Source organism: Weissella ceti, assembly GCF_018394055.1.
GTDB classification, from domain to species: Bacteria; Bacillota; Bacilli; order Lactobacillales; family Lactobacillaceae; genus Weissella; species Weissella ceti.
The window spans coordinates 71,072-95,024 of record NZ_CP074441.1 but is presented as its reverse complement, the minus strand read 5'-3'; the positions used below and the strand labels follow the sequence as shown (position 1 = coordinate 95,024).

Sequence of the window (23,953 nt, the reverse complement as noted above, 5' to 3'; positions counted from 1 at the left end):
CTAATGCACAATTTGTGACAAGAAGTGACGCGCACGTGGTTCGTTGGGATGTTCGAAGAATTGTGCCGTTGGTGCATCTTCTAGAATTTCACCATCAGCCATGAAGATAACACGGTCAGCTACTTGCTTCGCAAATCCCATTTCGTGCGTCACAACAACCATTGTCATTGATGAATCTTCTGCGATTTCACGCATAATCTTCAAAACACCGTTAACCATTTCTGGGTCAAGCGCTGATGTTGGTTCGTCAAACAAAATCGCCTTTGGCTTCATTGCTAATGAACGCGCAATCGCAACACGTTGTTGTTGTCCACCAGATAGAGCTGACGGGAACTTATCTGCTTGGTCTGCCAAACCGACACGTTCTAGTAGTTTCATGGCTAGTTCACGATTTTCTTGTTCATCACGCTTTAATACCAAACGAGGGCCAAGCATAATATTTTCAATAATTGTCTTATTCGCATATAGATTAAAGTGTTGGAATACCATCCCCACATCTTTACGAATCATATTTAAATCTGTATGCTCATCGGCCAAGTCTCGATCGTTAACGATCAATTGACCTTCTTGAATTGTTTCCAACCCATTGATTGTTCGAATTAATGTTGATTTCCCAGATCCTGAAGGGCCAAGCAACACGACAGTTTCTCCCTTATCGATTTCCAAATTAATATCTTTCAAAGCATGGAACTTTCCATAATACTTCTCGACATTTTTAAACTCGATCATTGACATGTAGGCCTCCTCGCTAACATTTGTTAGCTTTTTTAATTAATTAAACATCACTGTTTGTTCTGTTAGGTTTCCAGCGAACTTTACCCAATGGTAGTCAAAAAACCGAACATTGTCAATCAGTATGTAATATAAGTTTACATGCACTTCTAATAAAAAAAGCCTAACTATACAGTTAGACTTCCTTTGTTTTGTAAGCTAATTCTACTTTTAATTGGTAAGGCAAATGTACGACAGAAAGCCCATTTCGCCCCATTTCATGCGCTATACCACCAGTTATACCTGCTGTTGCGATATAAAAGTCGTATTGCTTCATTGCAGCTGCAATTGGTTGCAATCCAACTTGTTCTACAATACCAATTTGTTGCGCTTGCATTTCATTCATACCACCCATGACCACTAAGTGATTTCCGTTTTTTTGCAAACGATAATACGGTAAATCTATCCGATCGTTCGCATATACGAATTTTTGTCCTTTTTTCAAAACTTGAATTTACTCTTTATCCGAAAGATCTTCAAAGACATCTTCAATCAATCCGCGATTTCGCATTTGAGACACTAATTGACGTAAACGTTCCTGATCTTCGTTTTTTGACACTACAAAGGCAGGTAATACATCTTCAGAATGATATAGTCCACTAGCAGGCACATATTGGACATTGTTCCCAGTCGCTGCATCTGGATTAGCCACATACTTTGCAAACAGCGGTGAAATATCCCACTTAACCGATTTGTTTGTAAAATAATAGACGAAGTTAATTAGTGCGATATATAGAATCACTACAGTTGCCAACCCAATTAATCCCCCTTGGGCATATGCATGATTTTTTAAATATGACCATGTTAAGTACATCAAATAGCTGACACCAAAGAAATCGATAATCGTATAAATACGTCCCTTTAACCGCGAGTTGACATTAAAGACACTGAAGTAACTGTTAAATAAATCTAATAGTGAAAACATAATTAATTCACCGCCTTATTTACGTTAGATTTTGTCTCTGAGGAACTTGATTCTGTAGGCTCTTTCACTGATGAACTAGCTTCACTAGATTCTGTACTTTCTTCACGATTGCTAGTACTACTTGATGTTTCTTGCGAGTTAGATTCAGAAGTAGACGTTTTTTCAGAACTTATTGAAGTAGACGTTTCACTACTTGAACTAATTTCGCTTGAGCTTGACACCACACTAGATGAACTAGATTCCACCTTAGATTCTTCTTTAGGTGCACCATTATGTGTATTTGTTGATACGTTTACGACCGCATTTCCAGCGCTTAGCGCGATAATCAATGACAATAATGCCACTGGCGTTATAAACGAGGGAGTTCTTTTTTTCATGTGACACCTCTTTTCTGTACTTCTTCGTTACAAACGAATAGTTTCTTGTACAATTTTATCCACAGCTTGTTTAGCCAATTCCCAATCATCATTCATGACGACATGCGCCTTTTCTTTCAAAGCTGGTAACATCATCAAATCACGTTGGTACTCATCGCTATTTAAGCGTTGTGCAATGACGGACACATCATCACCACGCTTCTCTAACCGCTGCAATAAATCAGAACGCTCTGTCACGTCTAAATAAATCAATACCACTTCACCTTCAGGTAAATCTTGCAAATAAGTTACTGCACCTAATGGATCTAATACAATGGTGATCAATTGATTCTTTTCCCAGGCACGTTCTAACCCTTCGATAGACGAACCGTAACGGTAACCACTATAACTTACTGACTCTAAATAATGATTTTTATCAAATGAATCATTTGATTCAAAATAGTAGTCCACACCATCTTCTTCCCCTTCACGTGGCGGGCGCGTTGTATGTGTGATAACTTTAGGCATTTCATAAAATTCATTTAGGTACTTAGTTACAGTCGTTTTCCCAGTTCCTGTATTCCCTGTTACTACAAAGACTCGACGTTGCACGCGTATTCCTCTTCTTTCCAAATCAGTTATCCACTGACTAATAAAAATATCCTATTGTCACCAATAGGATATCACATTTTTTCAATTACTCATTACCGCCAAACAATCCACTAAAGAAATTCTTAATTGGCTCCCAGATATGAATTGTAAACCAGTTAGCGACTTCTTTTGCATCTTGTGAGTTTGCAAAATCTTTTGCCTTTGCCATTAAATCACCAGCTGATTTTGACAATGTATCGGCTAACTGACTAGTTGTTTTAACAAAATCAGCAGATTCAGATATAGGCGCGTTATTCACTAGTTGGATTGAGTTTGCAATTGCCGTAATGTGCATATCATTTGTTTGATCTTTAATGCCTTGTTTATCCAAATTAATAATCAATTTATCAATAATGACATTGATTGTGACATTCTTTCCATCTTGTTTCTCTTTGGCTACTTCCCCAGTTGTTTCAGTAACAGCAGATGTCAACTTACCAGCATATTTTTTATCACCCGCATTTTCCGCAATCGCTTCAGATGTTGATGATAAGACATTGTTTGCAGCTGTAGTATTATCATTATCCAATGCTACACCATCTGCTTCCAGTGCTTTATATACCCCCGCTAATGCGGCTTCACCAGATACAGGTGAGTTAGCAGTAACAGTAATAACAACATCTTTTACACCCGCCATTGTTGCAGCCATAGCGTATTGTTGTGCTGTCACTTGCGTGATATTATTCTTACCTTCAAAAGATTCAATGTTAACTAAATTTCCTGCACCTTCATTCCCGGGCGCTAGCGCAACTGAACTGATCATAACGCTGTCCGCCACACCTTGTAAGCCTAAATACGCTCCATCAACACCTTTCGTTGTTAATTGTGTGTAGTTAGATGTTACCCCTAACGTTTGGGCAATTTGATGTTTTTGTTGCGCTGCTGCTCCATATACAACATATGGTTGCTTTAGTGCGTGTTGTTGTTCTCCCGTTGTCATCGCTGACACTGAATTCATTCCGACAAAACTACTAATCAACACAGCCACTAATGCGATTGTCCCCACCTTTTTCCACATGCCGGTTCCCCCTGATTTTTTTGATTATTTAAACTAATTGTAGCAGTTTACGCCTTAAAAAGCTCATAAAAAAAGACCACAAACCCTTGGGATTCCGTGGTCTTTTAAGCATTTATTTATCCCTGTTTTGGGATAAATAATGATTTTTAGTAATTAGCTAAATCATTCATTGATTGTGCAAAGATTGACATTGAACGTGTCAAATCTGCTACTGGGTAGAATTCGTCAGCTTGGTGCATAGTATCTGGTACACCTTCAAACATTGCACCAAATGCGACTCCTCGCTTCAACAAACGTCCGAATGTTCCACCACCGATAACCAGTTCGCCGGCTGGCAAACCTGTTTGTTCACGGTAAACACGTAGTAGTGTTTCAACTAGTGGATCGTCACCTGGTACGTAATGAGGAATCATTCCGTGACCTTCAATACTTACACTTGCCGCAAACTTAGCTGGCAATGCATCTTTCAAATCAGCTTCGATTTGTTCAGCAGTGATATTTTGTGGGTAACGGAAGTTGGCATCGATAAAGCCATCTTCATTAGCTGCAAAACGTTGAATACCCACGTTCATTGATAGATCTCCCATCAATTCATCATGTGTTGCTGCCCCAATCTTAGTAGCCAATGTGTCATCATGTAGCTTATCTCCTAGCAATGCCAAGAAGCCAGCTGCGTCTGCACCAAATGATTGGTCCTTCAAGAAGTTAGCCAAGAAAGTCCCCGCGTTCAATCCTGTTTCAGGCTTAGCTCCGTGAACTTGACGTCCAAAGAACTTGAACGTTACTTGATCACCATCAATCGCCGCTTCACCCTTTACACGTGTTTCCGCTGCCAAGTAAGCTTCCATTGCTGAAACCATTTCTGCTGCATGAGCAGTCTTCACAACGGCAACCGCAGTTCCGGGTACCATGTTAGGACGTTCTCCGGCAGTGAATGAAATCAATTGATCATCATCTCCGTTTTCACCGCTAAAGCGAGTTACAACAGAAACGTTTCCCTTTTCACCATTGATAATTGGGAATTCCGCGTCAGGTGAGAATCCCATTGTTGGTTGACCGTATTCTTCAAAGAATTCGTCCATTCCAGTCCAGTCTGATTCTTCGTCAATCCCAACGACGAAAACAATCTTACGCTTCAAAGGCACTTCCATATCTTTAAGCATCTTCATTGCGTAGTAGGCTGTGAAAGTTGGTCCCTTATCATCCGCTGCTCCACGAGCGTATAGACGTCCATCTTCAATAGTTGGTTCAAACGGTTCCTTTGTCCAGCCATCTCCAGCCGGCATAACGTCCAAGTGACCAATAACCGCTACTGATTCTTCTGCATCTTCAGGTCCCAATTCTGCATATGCAACCAGGTTCTTGTACATTCCTGTACGGAACCCATCACGCTTTGAAAATGCAATGAACTTTTCCAATGCTTCAGCTGGACCAGGTCCCAATGGTGCCAATTCAGTTGCAGCCGCATCATCACGAACTGACTTAATTGCCAACATTTCCTTCAAATCTGTTAGTAAAGCATCTTCATACTTCAAAGAATTTGATAACCACTTACCTTGTTCTGTTGTCATAACATTCGCCTCCATCTTTTAATTAGATACTATTATAGCATTTGTTTTTTAAATAACTATATTTTGTGATCAAAGTTGCACAAACATTATTTTTCAACACCCACTTCCAAACAAAGACTCCCCTCGACCCACAAAGCGTACACTCAATCCTTTCCCATCATTACATGAGCAAAAAGACCTTGATGAGATAAGCTCACCAAGGTCTTTAAATATGTGTCACATAATCTCTTATGTGTAATTTACTACTATGTTGTTTTGCCTAATCCGCGATATCAATTTATCAGCTTATTTACCTGAACGCGGGCGAATCATGAATGCAGCTAATACCATCAAAATGACACCTAAAATGGCAACTAACTTGTTATTTGATGATCCAGTTTTTGGTAACTCTTCAGTTGAAACATTCATAACAACGTCTTTTGCATTTCGCTTTACTTCTACGTCATCTTGATTTGAAATTTTTGTTGTGTCAGCCGTTTCAATCAATGTCGTCTCTTCAACAGGTTCTGCCTCTTTATACATAGGCAAAACCGGCATGCTACGGATTTCAGGCAAAACTTCTTCTTGAACTTCTTCTTGAACTTCTTCTTGAACTTCTTCTTGAACTTCTTCTTGAACTTCTTCTTGAACTTCTTCTTGAACTTCTTCTTGAACTTCTTCTTGAACTTCTTCTTGAACTTCTAGTTCAGTATGTGTTTCCGGAATCTTTTGTGCAACATTTCCTGTTGGATTTGATCCATTTGATCCTTCTACGTTTTTTTCAGCTTTATCAGTTACAATTTCTTCAATTGTTTCCAATTCGTTTGATTCATCAACAACGTCTTCTTCAACGACTTTCACATGCACTTCTGGTTGTTGCGTTTCTACTACACCAGTCATGTGGTCTTCTACTTCTGTTACTTCAGCCTTGTCAGTGATGATTTCTTCTACTGTTCCTAGTTCTTCAGCTTCGTCTGTGTTGTCTTCTTCAACGACATTCACGTGTACTTCTGGTTGTTGCGTTTCCACTACATCAGTCATGTTGTCTTCTACTTCTGTCACTTCAGCCTTGTCAGTGATGATTTCTTCCACTGTTCCTAGTTCTTCAGCTTCATCTGTGTTGTCTTCTTCAACGACGTTGACGTGCACTTCTGGTTGTTGCGTTTCCACTACACCAGTCATGTTGTCTTCTACTTCTGTCACTTCAGCCTTGTCAGCAATGATTTCTTCCACTGTTCCTAGTTCTTCAGCTTCATCTGTGTTGTCTTCTTCAACGACATTCACGTGTACTTCTGGTTGTTGCGTTTCCACTACACCAGTCATGTTGTCTTCTACTTCTGTCACTTCAGCCTTGTCAGTAATGATTTCTTCCACTGTTCCTAGTTCTTCAGCTTCATCTGTGTTGTCTTCTTCAACGACATTCACATGCATTTCTGGTTGTTGTGTTTCTACTACACCAGTCATGTTGTCTTCCACTTCTGTCACTTCAGCCTTGTCAGTGATGATTTCTTCCACTGTTCCTAGTTCTTCAGCTTCGTCTGTGTTGTCTTCTTCAACGACATTCACGTGTACTTCTGGTTGTTGCGTTTCTACTACACCAGTCATGTTGTCTTCCACTTCTGTCACTTCAGCCTTGTCAGTGATGATTTCTTCCACTGTTCCTAGTTCTTCAGCTTCATCTGTGTTGTCTTCTTCAACGACATTCACATGCATTTCTGGTTGTTGTGTTTCCACTACACCAGTCATGTTATCTTCTACTTCTGATTCTTCTGCTTTGTCAGTCACAATCTCTTCGATTGTTCCCAATTCGCTTGATTCATCCAAGATATCTTCAACACGTGTTTCAACGTGTACTTCAACTTGGTTCTTTGTCGCTTTGTTAGTTGCCTTGTTTTCTTGAACTGATTCAGTTGCCTTATCAGAAACAACATCTTCAATTGGTGTGACACGTTGTGATTCGTCTTGGTTAACTTCTTCCAATTCTTCTGCATGCAATTGTTCGAATTCACCATTAATTGAACCAGACATCAAGACATTTGTTACTTTAGCCGTTCCAGAGATACTATTCTTTGGTCGTCCAGCAATTTGATAATCTGTTGTAAACGCATTTGTTAGCGTCTTGTTCTTTTCTCCACCAGCAGTCAAACGTGTTTGGTAGTAAACACCTACCCCACGACCATTCACGTAGTCTTTCTTCAAAGTCAATGTGAATGAGTGCTTGTCAGCTTTTAATGTTCCGTGACTTGCATTAATCGTTTCATTACCTAACTTAATTGATCCTGGCACAATTTCATGACCAAACCCCAATGAGTCACGTACAGTTACGTCGTCACTCATCTTGGCATTGTTTGGGTTAACAACCACATACCAATCAATTAAGCGCACATCATTATCATTTACATTTCCACCCTTGTAGGCGAAATCAGATGCTTCTTGTACAACACCTGTATCAGCTTGATAACCGTTTACGACGACTTGTGGGTAGTTAGCAACTCCTGTACCCAAATGCAATGGGATTGTTTGCTTGCTTCCACGAGGGACCTCTTCTGATCCCTTAACACCAAACTTAACTTGCCCTGTAATCTTAGTACGGCCCTGAACCTTACCTGTAAACTTTACAGATACACGCCCATTCTCAACTCGAACTTGTGCAAAGTCTTCTAACCACATCTTTTGTGAGAACCCTTTTAGTTCTTTAGGAATACGAAATACTAGTTCATCCCCTGGATGGAAACGATGCCCATTCTTTTCACTAAAGTTAATTGCAATATCTCCAGTTTCGCGAGGGTAGAATTCCTTATTAGTTGTTGTGATGGTATCAACGAATGGTGTTGCATCTACAACATTCGCTTCTACATGACCACCGATAAACATTCCAAAAACAACCATCATCATAAACGTCATCATTTGCACTGCTTTTTTAACCATTGTAATCCCCTCGCTTTCTGTTTAACTTTCAAATTGTTTATACATTAATTTATTACACTTTTTGATGTCTTCCGTCTGATATAAAGAAGAACATGTTCTAAATTAACTTACATTTCTTCACCACACCAGCATCCCTTTTTTTGATTTACAAAAAAAAGCGCATTTGTATTCACAAATGCGCGCCCTTATTTAGTTTAGCCCCTATAATATATTTTTACATATTTTTCCTCATCATCTAGACTTGTAAAACGTTTCAAAGATACAGATTGAAATCTCTTATATATTTTAATTGCGTGTACATTTTTAAAGGTAAAACGTTATACCGACTAACAATATTTGCAAGCCTAATGACCAACATTAGTTCACTCAAATACCCACATAACAAAAAAGCCATAACGATTTCTCGTTACAGCTTTTCATTAATGAATATGTTTATCTTGTTTACGATATTCTTGAAGCAACCCTTCTCGAACACCCGAAGATGAAAATAACACTTCAGTTGCATTCGTCTGATTCAACAACACAACTAACGGCACTAGCCCACCCAACATAATATCTGCTCGATTGGCATCCTTATTAAGGAGGACTTGTCGTTCTGAACGTGGAATCAACACCATTTCTTTGAAGATTTCTACAATATCAGAGGCTTGCATTCGATAACCATGGAAATCACTGGTATTTGGTAACCCTTTACGTTGACGATCCATACGAGCTAACACCCGATTTGCACCACCCAGCAAAACTACTGGACGATTAACTTCATTCGTAAGCCAGCCCAATTCAAAGTATTGGCGTTGCACTGATTGCATCGCTAATTCAACGGCAGATAAATCTGTGACTTCTTGATCCAGATTAAATCGTTCAGATAAATTAACGGCCCCAAACGGTAAACTTGTGCTATGTGCATCATTTTGATCAATAATTTCGACCAACTCAACACTGGCACCACCCGTATCTAACAACCATGCATTATGGATGTCTGGTAGGGACGTCGTTACACCTAAGTAATCATAGTAGGCTTCTTTATCACCACTCAAAACTTGAATATCTAATCCAATGGCTGACTTAACAAAGTCTAAGAACTCTGCCTGATTAGTTGCTTCACGCACTGCAGCGGTTGCAATACCTCGAACTTGGACATCTGGATATTGTTGATAGACTTCTTGAAATTCACGTAAGGCATCTAAGACACGGTTCATCGCCTCTTTAGTTAAGGCACCCGCATTCTCTTGCATCCCCTCAGCTAAGCGTGTATCAATCTTGCGACGCTTTAGTTCGCGATACTCACCGTTAGCTTGCAGTTCTTCAACAACCATTCGCGTTGAATTGGAACCCAAATCTACTATTGCTAAATAACTTCCCATGTCATTTATCCTTACTTTAATTCCAGTAGTTAATTCCCATTGCAGTACGTACTTCTTGCATTGTTACTTCTGCAGCGGCACGTGCTTTTTCTGACCCTTCAGCCAAGATTTGCATCACAGCTTCTGGATCCTTAGCCAATTCCATACGACGTTCGCGAATTGGTGTAAGTTGCTTATTCAACACCTCAAACAAGTACTTCTTGATCTTCATGTCTCCCAAACCACCCGCTTGGTATTGTGCCTTCAAATCAGCAACTGTTTCCTTGTCTTCATCAAAGATATCAAGGTATTCAAAGACCATGTTCCCTTCAACGTGCCCAGGATCTTCAACACGAATATGTGTTGGGTCTGTGTACATTGACTTAACCTTTGCCCACAAAGTATCTTCATCATCTGATAGGTAAATCGCGTTACCCAATGACTTTGACATCTTGGCGTTCCCATCAAGTCCTGGAATACGACCGTGTCCCTTAGGGGGGAATACACCTTCAGGTTCCACCAAAATGTCTCCGTAGTAGTTATTGAATGTACGGATGATTTCACGTGTTTGTTCAATCATTGGTTCTTGGTCATCCCCTACAGGAACAACTTGACCCTTAAACAAAGCGATGTCTGCTGCTTGAGAAACTGGGTATGTGAAGAATCCAGCTGGGATTGAGCTTCCGAATCCCTTTTGTTGGATTTCTGCCTTCACAGTTGGGTTTCGTTGCAAACGCGCAATTGTTACCAAGTTCAAGAAGTATTCTGTCAATTCTGACAAAGCAGGCACCGCTGTTTGAATGAAGATAGTAGACTTAGTTGGATCAATTCCAACTGCCAAATAGTCTAGTGCAACTTCTAAAACAGAGTTGTGCACCTTTTCAGGGTCACGTGCATTATCTGTGAATGCTTGCTTATCGGCAATCATAATGAATGGGTTGTATTCACCAGCATCTTGCATGGCAACACGGTTCTTCAATGAACCAACATAGTGGCCCAAGTGTAGCTTACCTGTTGGACGGTCTCCCGTTAGTAGTACCTTTTTTTCTGTCATGATATCATCCTTTTCATGCCTTGTTATGTGTTACTAGTCTCTATTATTGTAAGAGTTTTCACAACTAATCTCAACGCTTATTTCACTTTAGTCACAAAAGACATGACTGTTTCTAGCAATGGAGTTGGTGTCCCTTGGGCAATTAAATGCAACTCGTGCATGGCACGTGAGGCCAATGTGTACAACAAACCAACTGATTCATCATCAGGATAGTTTTCTGCTGATACGTCATAACCAATCACAGCATCAAATTCCAATCCCTTAGCCAAGTAAATTGGCAAAACAAGAATGTGTTCATCACGTGTGCGATCTTCATTCTCAATGACCTGATGCCCAATTTCAAAGCGACGTAGATATTCGCCAACAATATGCGCGTCTTTTTGTGTCTTGGTTACAATCGCAACCGTTTGTTGGCGTGTTTGGATATCTGCTAGTGTTTCTTGCAACACCTTTGGCATTTCATCGCTTGATGTTTCTTGTAGCGTAGGCTTCAAACCATGACGCTCAAAACTTACAATCTCATCTCCATCTGGTAATAACGCTTTCGCAAAGTCCATAATTTCAGTTGTTGATCGGTAAGACTTATTCAACTGAATAAAACTGACCCGTTGGTTACCAAAAATATGTTCATATTTAGCTAACAATTCTTTTGGTGTTTCTACCGCACGGAATAACGCTTGTTCGGCATCGCCTAACAACGTGAATTTCGCACGTGGGAATGCGTGCTTTAGATACAACATTTGCAATTGCGTGTAGTCTTGCATCTCATCCACGAAAATGTATTGCATGTATTGATTCGTTCCAGCTCCAGTCATCAAATCACGTAAGTACAAAACCGGAATTGCATCCTCATAATCAATCTTGTGCAATTCTAATTGTTGACTATATCGATCCGCCTTAACTGACCACCATGAATCCGGAATATCTCGATAGCCTTGTTCACCAAGCGCTGTTAGGAATTCCGCATATTGCGCGTAAACATCCACAAACGCAAAATTATAAACAGCGTCGTCGACTGGACGTAAGCGCTCAGTCACATAACGTTGCGCAACTTCTTCGTGAATACCATGACTATCTTCATCGTCCGGCACATCACCATTTTCATCTAAGCGAAAGGCCTGATACTCATGATCTGTTAGCCCATCTAATCCTAACTCCACCCAATCTTCATGAATCAATTCCGCATATTGCGCTGTTAAAGTTTCAAGGAATGCTTCTTGCGTCATCTTCATACGCTCGACGAATGAATAAGCAGCTGGGAATGACGCAAAGATTGTTTGGAACTCTTCTGCACTGAACCAAACTTCATCTTCAAAGTAAATATCACTAAAGTGCACTTTTTCTGGTGCTAACTTATCCAAGTAATCAACTAATGCATCATACAATTCAGGCGCTTCAATTGCTTCAGTCATTGCCTGACGCTTTTCTTGCACTTTTTCATCTGCATGTTCATAACGTTCAAACAGAGTCTGGACTTGCAACCCTTGCAAACGTGCACTCAAGAATTCATGCAAAGTCACTTGGCGCATATTACGTTCTCCCAATGATGGCAAAACGTCCGCGATATAACTTGAGAATAAACGATTTGGTGAGAACAAGACGATTTGATCGGAATTCAATTCTTCACGAGCATGAAATAACAAAAAGGCAATACGTTGCAAAATTGCAGATGTTTTACCTGAGCCAGCCACACCTTGCACGACCAACAAATTACTTTCTGTATCACGAATAATGCGATTTTGTTCTTGTTGAATCGTCGCCACAATATTATGCATTGTGTCATCATTTTGTTGTCCTAATGTATATTGCAACATCTCGTCACCAATCGTGACATCTGTATCGAACATATTGATGATTTCGCCATCTTCAATCGTAAATTGGCGTTTCTTTTCTAAAAACGCTTCTTGTTCACCCATTGGTGTTGGGTACGTGACCTTACCAAGCACACCATTGTAGTAAACTCCACTAATCGGCGCACGCCAATCGTTAATTAAAAAGTCTCCATCTTCTCCTTGTAGTGATGCTAATCCAATGTATAACTTTTCTTTGTACCCATCTTCGACCAAGTTAACACGGCCAAAGTACGGACTTCCAGTCAACGTCTTCAAAGTCATCAACTTTTTTTGCATAATATTTTCTGTTTCAGTAACTCGCGCCACGATATTACGTTGCTGTTGAATTTCAGCGTTCGTTTCCATCGTGTCGTCTTCTTCCATCGTATTGATAGAAGTATTAGCACCATAGTTACGTTCAACGGCACTCGTTTCAGCATGTGCTTTTTCATATTCTAATTCACTATCAATTAATTGTGTCGCAAGCTCTTCGTTAACAACCTCTAAGCGTTGTCGTTCAAACTGCCATTCTTGTTCTTCCATTGTTAGCTCCTTTCGAAGGTATGTAAAAAAGGTATCGGTTCCCCAATACCTTTTATTGTTTATAAGCTCACACTTACCGCAATTGCCTTGTTCAATTCATTAACAATTTTCCCCGGTAACATCCCAATCTTATCTTGCAGACGTTGCTTGTCAATTGTACGAATTTGTTCACACAAAATAACAGAGTTACGATTAATTCCTGTTAATTTCGTTTCTGCTGGCAATGCCACGTGTGTTGGCATTTTTGGTTTTGAAATACGTGCTGTGACTGGTGCAACAATCACAGTTGGTGAATAACGGTTACCGACATTATTTTGAATAATCACGGCTGGACGTTGTCCACCTTGTTCAGATCCAACGACCGGATCTAGATTAATGAAGAATACATCTCCACGTTTTACTTCTACTTGCTTTCCCATCCCACTAACTCCTGATACTTCTGATTGACTCTACTCAATATTATTTAACGACACGACGTTCCAAACGTTGCGCCATGCTTGTTGCGATTTCATATGGAATTGTGTTCAATTCCGTTGCTAAATCTTCCAAGCGAATCGTCTGGCCTGCTACTTGCCCTAATAGCGTAACCTCCGTCCCCACGGGTAACGATTCAGGTAATTTAATCATCATTTGGTCCATTGCGATACGGCCAACAACTTCTGCATGACGTCCATCTGGCAATAGTACATAACCACCTTGCAAGGCACGACGATAACCATCTGCATAGCCAATTGGCAAAGTACCAATCCATTCGTCTACATCAGTTGTGTACGTTGCACCATATGAGATAGACGTTCCAGCCGGAACATGTTTGACATGTACTAACTTTGACTTGAGACTCATAACTGGCTTTAAATCACGGTTTGGCAATGCGCCTTGTGATGCATCAAACCCGTAAATTGCCGCTCCCACACGGATCATGTCTTCACTTGGTTGTTCATGCCACAACGACGTTGCTGAATTCGCTAAGTGATGCCATACATCATCTGCCAGCGGCAACCGATCCACGCGTTCATGCCAAGTTGCTAATTGTTGTTGGAAGTATGTATCACTTGTTTCATCTGCAGTTGCAAAGTGTGTCCAAACTGATTGGATGCGCATCTTGTCAGAGGCATTCACCCACTCTGTTGCATCCAATAACAAATCATTATCAGTAAAACCAATTCGTCCCATTCCTGTATCAACTACCAACGCGACTTCAAGTTTAACATCCGCACCTAGCACTTCATTCGCTTGTAGTAGCCAGTCTAACGTTGACACCGCTGGAATCAATTTGTTTTCAGCAAGTAATTCTGCATCCCTTGCTTCAGTAATCCCCAGCACAAAAATAGGTTCAACAACTCCGGCTTTACGTAACCAAATACCCTCATCCATCGTTGCAACTGCCAAACAATCCGCTCCTGCTTTCAAGGCTGCGGGTACAACTTGTGCCAACCCATGTCCATAAGCATTTGCTTTAACAACTGCACAGAAACGCTTTGCACCAGTTAATTCTCGTACATATTTGATATTGTGGATTAATGCCGATTCAGATATCTCTAGCCAAGTCGGGCGATGCACAGCAATTGGCGCATCCATCATTTCATTAATTTTCATTTGCTTGCTCCAAGATTACTGAGGAAAAGACCGTGTCTGCACTATGTGAAATTGAAACATGCACACGCATCTTTGATTTATTCGGATATTGTGTAAACACTGGTTCACCGGCCGGACCAGTGACAATTTCTAAATCATGCCAACCTAGTCCTTGGCTCATACCAGTTCCAACCGCTTTACTAAACGCTTCCTTAACAGAAAAACGTCCCGTTAAAAACTCATTTTGATGTTTACCTTTTTTTTGTTCATAGAGTGCCATCTCAGCCGGCGTTAAAATCGTAGCAGCGAATCGTTCTCGACGTGCCACCACTGCCGTCACAGCTTCAATTGACTGAACATCTACTCCGTGTCCTAAAATCATGACATTTTCCCTCTATGTCGATTATACTATACCGCCGTTTATCTGTGGCATTATTTACCCTGAAATTCTCAAGACAAACAAAAAAACCCAGGCACCAAAATGCCCAAGTTTTCTCAATTTTATATTAATCGTTGTTACGGATTACGAAATCACGTGAACGACGTTGTCCACCGTTTCCACCTTCACGACGTGATGATCCACCATTACGGTTTCCACCTTCGCGACGTGATGATCCACCACGACCACCTTCACGGTTTCCGCCTTCACGACGGCCACCACGGTAACCACCACGACCACCTTCACGGTTTCCACCTTCGCGACGTCCGCCACCACGGTTTCCACCACGGTAACCACCGCGACCACCACCGTTACCACCACGCTTACGTGGCAATGGACGTTCGTGTGATAGAGTCACTGGGGCTTCCATGTCTGAGATGTCAGCAACAGCACCCAATAGGGCTGCCGCCAAAGTTTGTGCATCGTACTTTTCAGTCAATGCGTTGATTTGGTCTTCTGCCAAGCTTACGTTAGCACGCTTAACCAACTTATCAACACGATCAGTAGCTGCACCTAGACGTCCAGCAATTGCTTCTTCAAGAGTAGCTGGCTTCAAAGGTGTCATACGCTTCTTAGTCAACTTTTCGATTTCCTTCAAGTAGTCCATTTCAGCACTAGTGATGAATGTTACTGAAGTACCTTCGGCTCCGGCACGACCAGTACGTCCAATACGGTGAACGTATGATTCTGCTTCTTGTGGAATATCGAAGTTGTAAACGAAGTCAACACCAGAAACGTCCAAACCACGGGCAGCAACGTCAGTTGCAACCAAGATACGTAGTTCGTGGTTCTTGAATTGCTTCAACACTTGTGAACGCTTTTGTTGCGTCAAGTCACCGTGGATTCCGGCAGCCTTGTAACCACGTAGTTCTAGACCACGAGTCAATTCGTCAACACGACGCTTTGTACGACCGAACATGATTGCCAACTTAGGTTGTTGAACATCCAAGATACGAGTCAAAGCATCAAACTTTTCACTTTCCTTAACGCGAACGTAGAATTGTTCAACCAAGTCAGTTGTCAATTCCTTAGCTTCGATTTGAATGTGAACTGGATCCTTCATGAATTGCACACCGATACGCTTGATAGCTGGTGGCATAGTTGCTGAGAATAGCAATGTTTGACGCTTGTCAGGAACTGCCTTCAAGATTGCTTCAATATCATCCAAGAATCCCATGTTCAACATTTCGTCAGCTTCGTCCAATACCAATGTCTTAACTTCAGACAAATCGATTGTTCCACGACGGATGTGGTCGATCAAACGACCTGGTGTTCCCACAACAATGTGTGCACCATGTTGCAAACCATTGATTTGACGACGGATGTCAGCTCCACCAAAGACGGCTTGTACACGAACACGCTTTTCGCGACCCAACTTGAACAATTCTTCTTGTGTTTGGATTGCCAATTCACGTGTAGGTGATACTACCAAGGCTTGGACCTTAGAATCTGTCGTATCAGTCATTTCCAAGATTGGAAGACCAAAGGCCGCTGTCTTACCAGTACCTGTTTGGGCTTGACCAATGACGTCTTTTCCATCCAAAGTCAATGGAATAGTCTTTTCTTGGATAGGTGTTGCTTCTTCATAGCCTTGCTTTTCAATGGCTGTTAATAGGTCCTTTGTTAGACCCAACTCTGAAAACTTCAAAATTTTTCCTCCGATGACAATACCGGGTGTATTGTCCTACAGTTTTTATAAACAAACTAAGCTGAGCACAATCCGGTGCCGTGACGCGCTTAGTTGCTTTAGCGATTTTTTTGTAACTTGACTAGTGTACCTTTATATATATGTTTTTGCAAGTATCAATACTTCGCAAAGAAAAATAAAACCCAGAACCTTAGGGCTCTGGGTAGAATTTTTTTAATTATTATTGAAAAGCAGATTAATCTTCAACAATCTTAATATCTGCATTCAAGTTAGTTAACTTTTCGATGATGCGTTCGTAACCACGTAGCACGTGTTCAGCATCTTCAACAACTGTTTCACCGTCAGACATCAATCCAGCAATTACCAAAGCAATTCCTGCACGAATTTCAGCAGCCTTAACAACTGATCCTTCCATGTTTTCAGTGTGTCCAATTGTAATCAAACCAGGTTCTGTTGATTCGATAACCATCCCCATGTTGTTCAATTCAGGAATATGACGTGTGCGGGCTGGGTAGATTGTTTCCACAATCTTACTTTCGCCTTCAGCGCGGCTCAACAATGGTGTGATTGGTTGTTGCAAGTCAGTCGCAAAACTTGGGTAAGGCGCTGTCTTGATTGTGATTGGCTTCAAATTCTTTGATGCTGGCACGTAAATGCTGTCATCACGAACATCAAGTTCAATTCCCATTTCTAGCATCTTTGAAATAAATGCTTCCATGTGTTCTGGAATAATGTTCTTAACCAAGACACCTTCACCTTGTGCGGCAGCCATTGATAGATAAGTTCCAGCTTCAATACGGTCTGGGATGATTGTATGTGTTGATTGTGAACCCAAGTGTTCAACACCTGTAATACGGATCACATCAGTACCAGCACCACGAACATCAGCACCCATGTTGTTCAAGAACATAGCCAAGTCAATAATTTCAGGTTCCTTAGCGGCGTTTTCCAAAATTGTCGTTCCTTGAGCATGTACCGCAGCCAAGATAATGTTCATTGTTGCGCCAACTGAAACCATGTCCAAGAAGATGCGAGCACCCTTTAGCCCATTTTCAGCAACGATGTGTACAGTATCGTTTTCTTCAGTAACTGTTGCACCCAAAGCTTCAAATCCCTTGATGTGTTGGTCAATTGGGCGAGGGCCAATGTTATCTCCACCTGGGAAAGTCACAGTAGCACGTCCAAAACGTCCCAACAATGATCCCATGAAGTAGTATGAAGCACGCAAGCTCTTGATTGCTGTTGATGGCAATTCAGCTTCAACGATTTGTGTTGGATCCACAGTCAAAACACCGTCTGTGAAATCAGACTTAACGTTCATTGACTCCATGATCAATTGTAGGTTTTGTACGTCCAAGATATCAGGGACATTGTCAAAACGTACTGGATCTTCCGAAAGGATTGAGGCAGGAATCAACGCAACTGTTGAATTCTTTGCTCCTCCAATTGTTACTTCACCACTTAGCGGGCGTCCGCCACGAATAACTAACTTCTTCATTTGTGTATCCTCTTAAATGCAGACCATCCGTCCGCGCCGTTTAGGCTTTCATGTGTTATTTTGTCTATTATTGCGTGTGCCTACGTATTCAAACGAAAAGACGTGAGAACATCTTTGAGAAACTTATTCATTGTGTAATTAAATTTCTCTAGACACTTCTACTAGTGTAACCTATTTTCACATAAAGTTTAAGAGAAAATTGAATACTTAATAAATACACAAAAAAAAGTTGGTAGATTTCTCTACCAACTCCCATAAATCTTTAGTTCTTAGCCATCTTTTGTTCCAAAGCAGCCTTGATCAAGCCAGCGTACAAAGGTTCCGCATGGTTTGGACGTGATTGGAATTCAGGGTGCGCTTGCGCAGCCATGAAGAAATCATTTTCTGGTAATTCAATCATTTCCATCAAAGTTCCATCAGGTGAAGTTGCTGAGAATACCATTCCAGCTTCTTCAAAGACATCCTTGAAGTTAATGTTAAATTCATAACGGTGACGATGACGGTGTTGAACTTCTTGTTCTCCGTAAAGTTCGAACGCCTTAGTCCCTTCCTTGATCATTTCTGAGTACAATCCCAAACGTAGTGTTCCACCAATGTTTGTCACTGTCTTTTGATCGTTCATCAAAGCGATGATTGGGTGGTTTGTTTCAGGATCCAATTCAATTGAGTTAGCCCCTTCGTATCCTAGAACGTTACGAGCAAATTCAACTGTTGCCAATTGCATACCCAAACATACACCAAGGAATGGCACATTGTTCACACGAGCGTACTTGATTGCCGCAAGCTTACCTTCAGTCCCACGAGTTCCAAATCCACCAGGGACCATAACTGCGTCAGCATCTGCTAGGTATTCTTCAACGTTATCTTCGTTGATCAATTCTGAGTTAATCGCATTGATTTCAACAGCAGTATCGATAGCGTATCCACCAGCACGCAAAGCTTCGTTAACTGAAATGTATGCATCTTGCAAGTCAGCGTACTTACCAACCAACGCAACCTTCACCTTGTTTGACAAGTTACGGATACCATCGACCATGTTTGTCCAGTCAGTCATATCTGCAGCAGGTGCATCCAAGTGCAATCCCTTCAATACAACGTCATCCATACCTTGTTCTTGCATGTTCAAAACAACTTGGTAAAGAATATCAACGTCCAATGATTCGATAACAGCTTCTGGAGCAACGTCTGTAAACAAAGCCAACTTGTCACGCATGTCTTGTGAAATTGGGTTTTCAGTACGAACAACCAACATGTCTGGTTGGATACCTAGTGAACGCAATTCAGCAACTGAGTGTTGTGTAGGCTTAGTCTTGGCTTCTCCTGCGGCGCGCAAGAATGGAATCAATGATGTGTGGATGTAGAAGACATTTTCTTCCCCTACTTCACGCTTCATTTGACGCAAAGCTTCAACGAATGGCAATGATTCAATATCTCCAACCGTTCCACCAACTTCAGTAATCACGATGTCAGCATCAGTAGTAGTACCGGCCATCATCATCTTTTCCTTCAACATGTTAGTGATGTGAGGAATCACTTGAACAGTTGCTCCTTCGTAATCTCCACGACGTTCCTTTTCCAATACTTCTGAGTAAATACGTCCAGCAGTAAAGTTTGAGTAACGGTTAACCGCGATGTCAATAAAACGTTCGTAGTGACCTAAGTCCAAGTCAGTTTCCAAACCATCGTAAGTAACGAAAGTTTCACCGTGTTGGTATGGTGACATTGTCCCTGGATCGATGTTGATGTATGGATCAAACTTTTGAACAGCAATCTTCAAACCACGGTTCTTCAACAAACGTCCTAATGATGCTGCGACAATTCCTTTACCTAGTGATGAAACAACCCCACCTGTAACGAAAATATACTTAGTTGCCATAAATCTTGCCTCCGTCTTTTTTCTAATAAATAAAAGCTCCCAATGCATAAATGCCTTGGGAGCTGTTTTTCTACAATTGAAATGTCCAGTAATCTAATACTAGAGCCCGGAACTTAATAATACAGACAAGTTACCGGTTTGTCAACTATAGTTTTTTCATGACCTACTTTTCGATGTCACCTGAACCGTAATCGTCATCAACTGGTGCAATTCCACCAATTTCTTCACCGATTCCGCCAGCAACTTCATCAAAGTCGTCGTCTGAATCGTCATCTGAATCATCATCCGCTGCATCTGCATCGTCTGCGTCATCCTTTGACGTTTCAACCGCACCAAAGTCATCATCTTCAGGATCGTCATCATTGTAGTCGATCACATCGTCATCATCCGCAACGTCAGCCAAGAAGGCGTTAATCTTCTTACGCTTCTTCTTAGGCTTTGCAGTTGCTTCTTCTTCTTCAAGGTCCAAGTGGACAGCTTCGTCAATAGAATCGATTGGATACCATGAACGTAGCCCCCAAACATTATCTCCCAATGAGATAAATGACCCGTCAATATTTAAATCAGTATAGAATTGTGCCAAACGGGCGCGGATTTCGTCATCCGTCTTTCCCGTAAATGATTGAACTTCATTTAACAAATCAGAGAACGCCATAGTCTCGTGACGGTCAGACAAAATTGCCCGTGCCACTTCAATCATAGATAGCTCTGCTGTGTTTTGACCTTCAAATTGTGTAATCGCCAAATCAAGCACGTCCTTTCGCAGTTTTACTCAATGTCTAATAATACAATATCTCTCACTTTTGAGCAACACTCAAGACAGAATTAGTCAAGCATTCTTTCTTAAGCTAACACAAACTTTTCTAGCGCAACACCTACACCATCTTCATTTTGTGTTGTTGTTTCTGCTTGAGCAGCATCCTTGATAGCTGGCACAGCGTTACCCATTGCAACACCAAGCCCTGCAGCTTCGATCATTGTTAGGTCATTTGCTTGGTCACCAATTGCCATTGTATCAGCCATATCAATATCCAAGTGTTGCGCCAAAGCACGCAATGCATTTCCCTTGTTGGCTGATTGATTCAACACTTCAAGGAATTCTGTACTTGATTGTACGAATGTAAATTCGTCTGCAAAGTTTGTCTTGGCCAAATCTTCACGTACTTGTTGTAGACGATCCGCTGGCTCAATGAACATGAACTTCACGTAAGCTAGTTCCGGATCCATATCTGCAACGTCTACAATGTTCAATGGCATCTTAACCATGTAGTTTTCACCACTAGCAGCTGGATTAACCTTACGACTTGGCGTAAATGCTTCTGCTGAACTTTCAACTTGAATGTAGTAGTTGTTTTCAACTGCCCAGTTAGCCAACTTAACGTATGAAGCGTGGTCCAATGGATTTCCACCAATTGTCTTACCTGAAGTTGTTTGCACCATAGCCCCATTGTACGTTGCCACGAATTGATCATCACGATTGTTCAATCCCAATTCATCCAAGTAAGCTTGTACACCAGTAATTGGACGTCCTGTTGTCAAAACAATCTTCACCCCTGCTGCCGTAGCTGCTTGGACTGCCGCTTTAACACGTGGTGTAATTTCTTTGGCAGAGTTTACCAATGTATCATCAATATCAATCGTTACTAGTTTAATCATCCCAACACCTCATATTATTTTGTATACAATCATTCTTTCACATCAACACTATCTAACGCAACTAGGCGACCATTATGGATATAACTTTGAAATTCAGCGTAAACCGCTGCCATCAAGTCATCCGTCATATCTGTTTTCATCATTTCTTTAGGGAAGAAGAAACGTGTGTCTCCAAACGCACGCCCCATCAAAGCCGCCACCACAGCGCTACGATCTGACAAATCAGTTCGCGAACCATCTTGTGCCATCAATTCGATTTGCGTACGCTGACTTGACCCCTGTAGCTGGTGATCACTGTAAGGTTGATCAAAACTATCATTCTCAGCCGTATAGTACTTTACGGAGAAGCCCGCCGTTTCAATCAAATCACGCAACGCTGGCAATAAGTCACGCGTTTCATCTGTCACTTCAATAGACTTGAGTGGTTTACGATCTAAGAAACGCTTCGCTAGATCAGCCAGGACCGGATCTGAATGGAAACGCCAACGATTAATATCTGCCAACATGACACTGTCATCTAACTTCAAATATTCGGATACGGGAATACCTTCTCGTTGTTCAAATACCGTTTGGAGTTCGAGCGAAATGAAATCTTTATCAATACGTGTTTCGTTCACGTCTTGTTCAAACAAGAACTTGGCACGCTCTAACAGTTTTGTCAAAATCGTCTCCAAAGCTCGCGCAACTGGATGGAAGTAGACCTGCACATACATTTGGTACCGCGACACAACATAATCTTCAATCGCGTATAACCCTTTTTCTTCAAAAGCAATGCCATTTTGATATGGGCGCATCATACGTGTAATTCGACTTAAATCAAATTCACCATACGTGGCACCAGTATAATATGCATCGCGCAAAAGATAATCCATGCGGTCAGCATCAATCTGACTAGAAATCAATTGCACAACTTGTTTATTTGGATACGTTTTATTAATAACCGCAGCTACCTTAGCTGGCAAATCTTGATCATACTCGCGCAAAACAGCATTAATTTCTGTTCCTTCTTCAGTAATAATCATACGTGTGTAATCTTCATGATTTGTCCCAAAGATATGTTCAAAGGTATGTGAGTAAGGTCCATGCCCTAAATCATGCAATAATGCAGCTGCTAATAGTACAATGCGTTCTGAGGGATCCCACAGACCATCACCAGGCGTTTTAGTAGCGTGCAGCGCTGTTAATTGTTCTTCAAAACGACGAGCAATTTCGTAAACACCTAGTGAATGTGAAAAACGTGAATGTTCTGCGCCGTGAAAGACCGCATTGGCACTTCCTAATTGTTTAATACGTCGCAATCGTTGAAATTCAGTCGTGCCAATTAAATCCAAAATAACTTGATCTTTGACGACAACTGAGTTTAATACAGGATCTCGAAAGACTGTTTCTTTATTCATACCCATTTCACTCACCTCCGCTTGTCGTTTGTTATGTAATCTTTACTCATTTACACTGTATTTAAGTCCAAATAAATAGTTAGAACCCTATTATACCACCATTTACAGCGAATTTGCGGGCTTTATACATAGATGTCATCCCTTACTATTCCGATTTAACCAGCGTATAATGTACTTTATTATTCATTCCAAGGAGGCAACTATGCCACAAGAATTACCAATTGCGATTAAAGCTATCAGCAAAATCCAACAAGAAAACCAACAGGAAACTATCGAAACTCTGGTAAACGGAACAATCACCGAAATGCCAACTGCTAGCTATATCCGTTATGTGGAAGAAACAGTTGTGGACGACACAACCTGGCAAACCAATGTCACAATTAAGCTGGCACATGATAATACGATCCAAATTCGCCGTTCTGGCGCAGCTGATGCTCGTCTAACATTCGATTTGACACAACCTACAACCACACATTATCGCACCGCCGCAGGTAACCTATTATTTGACATTCATACATCTGAACTAACCATGGATATTGAGGCCGGCACTGCACATTTGGCGTATGCATTAAAAACAGGCGAAGAGACTTTAGGTACTTATGACTTCACCTTAGCTTTTTCACGCATTTAACCTCTTTCCAACTTATTCTTCAACATTTTAGACACGAAAAAAGCCTAGTCCATTGGACTAGGCTTTTCTTTATGCTCAACCACAAGGGGGTTGTGATCAAACGATGCCAGTAGGTTCTATTCGGGGTGAACCCACATGGACATGCGGTGGGGACCAACATGTCTTATTCATTACTTCGGGGAGTAATGGGTGTTCAACTATCGTTGACACTTCAAGTATACCGTTTATCAGTTTATTCAACCATCTTATTTTTTAAAACTTA

At 41.2% G+C, this 23,953-nt stretch carries 19 protein-coding genes and 1 pseudogene; 1 reads left to right on the top strand and 19 read right to left on the bottom strand.

Features of this window, described 5'->3' with window-relative positions; genetic code table 11:
• The 19 genes and pseudogenes from KHQ31_RS00470 to KHQ31_RS00380 form a co-directional block, all read right to left on the bottom strand.
• Positions 1-735 carry an amino acid ABC transporter ATP-binding protein gene (locus KHQ31_RS00470; protein WP_319606729.1) on the bottom strand — a complete coding sequence of 245 codons (735 nt, stop codon included), beginning with the start codon at positions 733-735 and terminating at the stop codon, positions 1-3.
• 172 nt (positions 736-907) lie between these two features.
• Positions 908-1,696 (bottom strand): annotated as a pseudogene (locus KHQ31_RS07910) (DUF6681 family protein).
• Between the two features lie 2 nt (positions 1,697-1,698).
• Positions 1,699-2,073 carry a hypothetical protein gene (locus tag KHQ31_RS00455; RefSeq protein ID WP_213409081.1) on the bottom strand — a complete coding sequence of 125 codons (375 nt, stop codon included), beginning with the start codon at positions 2,071-2,073 and terminating at the stop codon, positions 1,699-1,701.
• 27 nt (positions 2,074-2,100) lie between these two features.
• A complete protein-coding gene (locus KHQ31_RS00450) occupies positions 2,101-2,664 on the bottom strand; it encodes a guanylate kinase (protein WP_213409080.1) in 564 nt (187 codons plus the stop codon).
• An 85-nt stretch (positions 2,665-2,749) separates the two neighbouring features.
• Positions 2,750-3,721 (bottom strand): DUF1002 domain-containing protein, encoded by a 972-nt coding sequence (locus KHQ31_RS00445; RefSeq protein WP_213409079.1) that lies wholly within the window; start codon positions 3,719-3,721, stop codon positions 2,750-2,752.
• Between the two features lie 146 nt (positions 3,722-3,867).
• Positions 3,868-5,292 (bottom strand): dipeptidase PepV, encoded by a 1,425-nt coding sequence (pepV, locus tag KHQ31_RS00440; RefSeq protein ID WP_213409078.1) that lies wholly within the window; start codon positions 5,290-5,292, stop codon positions 3,868-3,870.
• Between the two features lie 285 nt (positions 5,293-5,577).
• Complete coding sequence (locus KHQ31_RS00435; RefSeq protein WP_213409077.1) at positions 5,578-8,199, bottom strand: LPXTG cell wall anchor domain-containing protein; 2,622 nt, start codon at positions 8,197-8,199, stop codon at positions 5,578-5,580.
• 419 nt (positions 8,200-8,618) lie between these two features.
• Complete coding sequence (locus KHQ31_RS00430) at positions 8,619-9,563, bottom strand: Ppx/GppA phosphatase family protein (protein ID WP_213409076.1); 945 nt, start codon at positions 9,561-9,563, stop codon at positions 8,619-8,621.
• A gap of 16 nt (positions 9,564-9,579) precedes the next feature.
• Positions 9,580-10,596 carry a tryptophan--tRNA ligase gene (trpS, locus tag KHQ31_RS00425; protein WP_213409075.1) on the bottom strand — a complete coding sequence of 339 codons (1,017 nt, stop codon included), beginning with the start codon at positions 10,594-10,596 and terminating at the stop codon, positions 9,580-9,582.
• Positions 10,597-10,673: 77 nt separating this feature from the next.
• Entirely contained in the window at positions 10,674-12,971 is a 2,298-nt protein-coding gene (gene helD, locus KHQ31_RS00420; protein WP_213409074.1) for an RNA polymerase recycling motor HelD, read from the bottom strand.
• Positions 12,972-13,030: 59 nt separating this feature from the next.
• Positions 13,031-13,390: a type II toxin-antitoxin system PemK/MazF family toxin gene (locus KHQ31_RS00415; RefSeq protein ID WP_213409073.1), complete on the bottom strand. Its 360-nt coding sequence runs from the start codon at positions 13,388-13,390 to the stop codon at positions 13,031-13,033.
• Between the two features lie 40 nt (positions 13,391-13,430).
• Positions 13,431-14,567, bottom strand: coding sequence for an alanine racemase (alr, locus tag KHQ31_RS00410; RefSeq protein WP_264336106.1), 1,137 nt, complete (start codon positions 14,565-14,567; stop codon positions 13,431-13,433).
• Entirely contained in the window at positions 14,557-14,928 is a 372-nt protein-coding gene (acpS, locus tag KHQ31_RS07850; RefSeq protein ID WP_264336107.1) for a holo-ACP synthase, read from the bottom strand. The genes alr and acpS overlap by 11 nt, the downstream gene beginning before the upstream one ends.
• 124 nt (positions 14,929-15,052) lie before the next feature.
• Entirely contained in the window at positions 15,053-16,633 is a 1,581-nt protein-coding gene (locus KHQ31_RS00405; RefSeq protein ID WP_319606730.1) for a DEAD/DEAH box helicase, read from the bottom strand.
• 235 nt (positions 16,634-16,868) lie between these two features.
• Positions 16,869-18,131 (bottom strand): UDP-N-acetylglucosamine 1-carboxyvinyltransferase, encoded by a 1,263-nt coding sequence (locus KHQ31_RS00400; protein WP_213409072.1) that lies wholly within the window; start codon positions 18,129-18,131, stop codon positions 16,869-16,871.
• Between the two features lie 262 nt (positions 18,132-18,393).
• The gene (locus KHQ31_RS00395; RefSeq protein WP_213409071.1) at positions 18,394-20,007 is read right to left on the bottom strand and encodes a CTP synthase; all 1,614 of its coding nucleotides are present in this window, start codon (positions 20,005-20,007) and stop codon (positions 18,394-18,396) included.
• A gap of 163 nt (positions 20,008-20,170) precedes the next feature.
• Entirely contained in the window at positions 20,171-20,752 is a 582-nt protein-coding gene (gene rpoE / locus KHQ31_RS00390) for a DNA-directed RNA polymerase subunit delta (protein ID WP_322743213.1), read from the bottom strand.
• A 98-nt stretch (positions 20,753-20,850) separates the two neighbouring features.
• The gene (locus KHQ31_RS00385; RefSeq protein WP_213409070.1) at positions 20,851-21,663 is read right to left on the bottom strand and encodes a Cof-type HAD-IIB family hydrolase; all 813 of its coding nucleotides are present in this window, start codon (positions 21,661-21,663) and stop codon (positions 20,851-20,853) included.
• A gap of 29 nt (positions 21,664-21,692) precedes the next feature.
• Complete coding sequence (locus KHQ31_RS00380) at positions 21,693-23,066, bottom strand: HD domain-containing protein (RefSeq protein ID WP_213409069.1); 1,374 nt, start codon at positions 23,064-23,066, stop codon at positions 21,693-21,695.
• 196 nt (positions 23,067-23,262) lie between these two features.
• Between KHQ31_RS00380 and KHQ31_RS00375 the strand changes: the two genes are divergently transcribed.
• Positions 23,263-23,691, top strand: a complete 429-nt coding sequence (locus KHQ31_RS00375; RefSeq protein ID WP_213409068.1) for a DUF1934 domain-containing protein — start codon at positions 23,263-23,265, stop codon at positions 23,689-23,691.
• Positions 23,692-23,953: the final 262 nt, after the last annotated feature.